Source organism: Angustibacter speluncae (assembly GCF_054777815.1).
Genome location: NZ_BAAHAF010000138.1, coordinates 1 through 2,086 on the forward strand (window position 1 = coordinate 1; position 2,086 = coordinate 2,086).

Consider the following 2,086-nt stretch of genomic DNA (forward strand, 5'->3'; position numbering starts at 1 on the left):
CCGGCCGACGCCGCGTCGGCGTCGGTGGCCGGCGTCGCCGGCCCCGTGCGCGACGTCGTGGCGCCCCGGCCGCCGCCGCCCCCGCCGTCCCCGACCCCCGAGCGGGTGTCGAGGTCGTCGAACCGCGGCTCGAGCGGCGGGTCCGGCGGCTCGGGTGGGTCCGGTGGGTCGTCGGGTGGCGGCGCCGCCGCCCCCGCACCGGTGTCGGCGGGCGGCAGCTCGGAGGTCGTGGCGCTGGTGAACCAGGAGCGGGCGAAGGCCGGGTGCGGCCCGGTCAGCTCGAACGGCGCGCTGAACGCGGCCGCCCAGGGCCACAGCGCCGACATGGCGACGAACGACTACTTCTCGCACACCAGCCTGGACGGCCGCTCGTTCGCCGACCGCATCCGCGCCGCCGGGTACCCGGGCGGCACGATCGGGGAGAACATCGCCGCGGGCCAGGGGTCGGCGTCGTCGGTGATGGCGTCGTGGATGGGCAGCTCGGGCCACCGCGCCAACATCCTGAACTGCTCGTTCCGGCACATCGGCGTCGGTGTCGCCCGCGGCGGGTCCTACGGCACGTACTGGACCCAGACCTTCGGCGGCTGAACGGGTACGCGCGGCTGCCGGGGCCGGAGACGGTGCCCGGGTCGCGATCCGCGAGCGGCCGTCCGCCGCCGGGCTGCGGCGCGGACGAGCGGGCCGCATACTCGGCGGACACCCGCCGACGGAAGGAACGGGCACGACATGGGCATCCTGAGCAAGCTGACCAAGCTCGGCATCGCGAAGAAGGCCGTGGACGAGGCGCGCAAGCCGGAGAACCAGCGACGGGCCAAGGAGATGCTCGCCAAGGCGCGCAACCGGAACGCGGGGTCGCGACCGCGTCCCTGAGCCGGACGGAGCGGGTGACGGGAATCGAACCCGCATGACCAGCTTGGAAGGCTGGGGCTCTACCATTGAGCTACACCCGCGCGCACCGCGGCGGGCGGCGCAGCCACCAGGGTAGTGGGGTGCCGCGGCCGGTCGCGACGAGGTTCCTCCGGCGGCGTCAGGCCGGGTCCGCGACGTCGGCGACGGTCGCCCCCGAGGCCCGCACCAGGTCGTCGACCGCCACGAACGCGCTCCACCCGTGCACGCCCGCGCCCATCGCGACCGTGCGGCCCTGCAGCCGGGTGTCGACCACGACGGGCCAGCCGGGCTCGCTGCCGAGCGGCGTGATCGTCCCGCGCTCGTAGCCGGTGGCGGCCAGCGCGTCCGCGGCCGACGGCATCGTCATCCGGCTGACGCCGAGCAGCGCCCGCAGCCGCGGCCAGGCGATCGTGCTCGTCCCGTCGACCAGGACGAACAGGTGCGTGCGGTCGGGCAGCCGCACGACGAGCGACTTCACGACGTCGGCCGGCTCGACCCCGAGCAGCCGCGCGGCCTCCTCGAGGCTCCCGGCGGCCGGCCGCTCACGCACCCGCACCTCGAGGCCGAGCGCCTGCGCGGCGGCCAGCACCCGGGCGGGGCCGGCGTCCGCGGCGTCGTCCGTGCGGCCGGTCGTCATCGCGGCAGCGTAGGACCGCTGCGCCGCACTACGCTCGGTCCCGCACGGGGTGTGGCGCAGCTTGGTAGCGCGTCCGCTTTGGGAGCGGAAGGCCCCCGGTTCGAATCCGGGTACCCCGACGGCGGCCGACCGGCGTCAGCCGGTCGGTCCGCGACGGGGGACCGGGATGACGGGAGCCGGTCGGGCGGGCGAGGCACGAGGCCGCCCCCTGTCCGGCGGTTCCGGGTACCCCGACGACGGCCGACCGGCGTCAGCCGGTCGGTCCGCGACGGGGGACCGGGCGGCCTCGGCGAGGCGAGCTCGCACCTCACGGGGCGCGCACGCCACGTTCGGGAGGTGGTCGCCACCTGGACGTGGTGGACGGACAGGGCGCGCAGGTCAGCGGCGCGTCGCCTGCCGGGCCTCGGCGAGCAACCGGCCGGTCACGGCGTCCAAAGCCTCGACCGCCCCGTGCGCCTCCCGCCCGACCGGCGGCCGCGCCGCGTAGGCGGCCCGCTCGACCACGGCGTGCGCCTCGCGGGCCTGCGGCAGCCGGGCGCCGACCGCGGCCACGGTCTCGCC

4 protein-coding genes and 2 tRNA genes are annotated in these 2,086 nt (G+C 77.1%); 3 read left to right on the forward strand and 3 right to left on the reverse strand.

Annotated features, from left to right (window positions below):
- Positions 1–588, forward strand: a 588-nt coding sequence (locus ACYVKY_RS16005) for a CAP domain-containing protein (RefSeq protein ID WP_460435985.1), incomplete at its 5' end; no start/stop codon positions are given.
- 138 nt (positions 589–726) lie between these two features.
- A complete protein-coding gene (locus ACYVKY_RS16010) occupies positions 727–870 on the forward strand; it encodes a hypothetical protein (RefSeq protein ID WP_460435986.1) in 144 nt (47 codons plus the stop codon).
- A gap of 9 nt (positions 871–879) precedes the next feature.
- Here ACYVKY_RS16010 and ACYVKY_RS16015 read toward each other — a convergent pair.
- Positions 880–950, reverse strand: a tRNA-Gly gene (locus tag ACYVKY_RS16015).
- Between the two features lie 77 nt (positions 951–1,027).
- Entirely contained in the window at positions 1,028–1,525 is a 498-nt protein-coding gene (locus tag ACYVKY_RS16020; RefSeq protein ID WP_460435987.1) for an aminoacyl-tRNA deacylase, read from the reverse strand.
- 45 nt (positions 1,526–1,570) lie between these two features.
- Here ACYVKY_RS16020 and ACYVKY_RS16025 point away from each other — a divergent pair.
- Positions 1,571–1,644: transfer RNA gene (locus ACYVKY_RS16025), tRNA-Pro, on the forward strand.
- Positions 1,645–1,903: 259 nt separating this feature from the next.
- On the opposite strand, the gene ACYVKY_RS16030 is transcribed toward ACYVKY_RS16025, so the two are convergent.
- Positions 1,904–2,086 (reverse strand): hypothetical protein (locus ACYVKY_RS16030; RefSeq protein ID WP_460435988.1); only part of this gene is annotated, 183 nt, incomplete at its 5' end.

What these genes read in the sequence shown, in the direction of transcription:
- ACYVKY_RS16010 (WP_460435986.1), top strand. Translation starts at nt 727, where the DNA reads ATGGGCATCCTGAGCAAGCTGACCAAGCTCGGCATCGCGAAGAAGGCC.
- ACYVKY_RS16020 (WP_460435987.1), bottom strand. Translation starts at nt 1,525, where the DNA reads ATGACGACCGGCCGCACGGACGACGCCGCGGACGCCGGCCCCGCCCGG.